The sequence below is a fragment of the Microbispora sp. H10949 genome, assembly GCF_014161435.1.
Classification (GTDB): Bacteria; Actinomycetota; Actinomycetes; order Streptosporangiales; family Streptosporangiaceae; genus Microbispora; species Microbispora triticiradicis.
Map to the genome: position 1 here is coordinate 1 of NZ_JABBWZ010000042.1, position 626 is coordinate 626.

At 68.4% G+C, this 626-nt stretch carries 1 protein-coding gene and 1 pseudogene; both read right to left on the reverse strand.

Annotation, left to right across the window (positions count from 1 at the left end):
* Nucleotides 1-194: pseudogene (locus tag HHX40_RS35495) on the reverse strand (sugar ABC transporter substrate-binding protein); the annotation flags it as partial.
* A 19-nt stretch (nucleotides 195-213) separates the two neighbouring features.
* On the reverse strand, nucleotides 214-626 hold a 413-nt coding region (locus HHX40_RS35500; protein WP_182884052.1), incomplete at its 5' end, for an ABC transporter permease.

Consider the following 626-nt stretch of genomic DNA (forward strand, 5'->3'; position numbering starts at 1 on the left):
GCCGGGGCCGAGAAGCCGATGACGACCTTGTCGCCGGGGGCGTCGTTGCCGCCGCTGGCCGCCGCCGCCGGCGCCGCGGCCGGAGCGCTGGCCTGCGCGGCCGGCTCGTTGCTGGTGCAGGCGGTGACGAGGGCGCCCGCGCCGAGGACGGCGCCGCTTACCAGGAATCCACGCCGGCCGACGTTCTTGCTCATATCTTTTCTCCCTAGTTTTCTATGTGTGTGACTTGAGGCTTCGCCGCTGCAGCAGCACGGCGGCGACGATGATGACGCCCTTGGCGACAAGCTGGTCGGCGGTGTTCAGCCCGTTGAGGATGAACAGGTTGGTGATCACCGTGAAGATCAGCAGACCCAGGATCGAGCCGATGATCGTGCCCCGGCCACCGGTCAGCAGCGTGCCACCGATGATCACCGCGGCGATCGCGTCCAGCTCGTACAGATCGCCGTGCGTGGAGGAACCCGTCGTGGTCCGCGCCATGATCAAAACCGCCGCGATCCCGCAGCACAGCCCCGACAGCGCGTACAGCATCAGCGTGTGCTTCCGCACGTTGATACCGGCCAGCCGCGCCGCCTCGGGGTTACCGCCGACCGCGTAGGTGCGCCGCCCGAACGTCGTGCGGTTCAGCA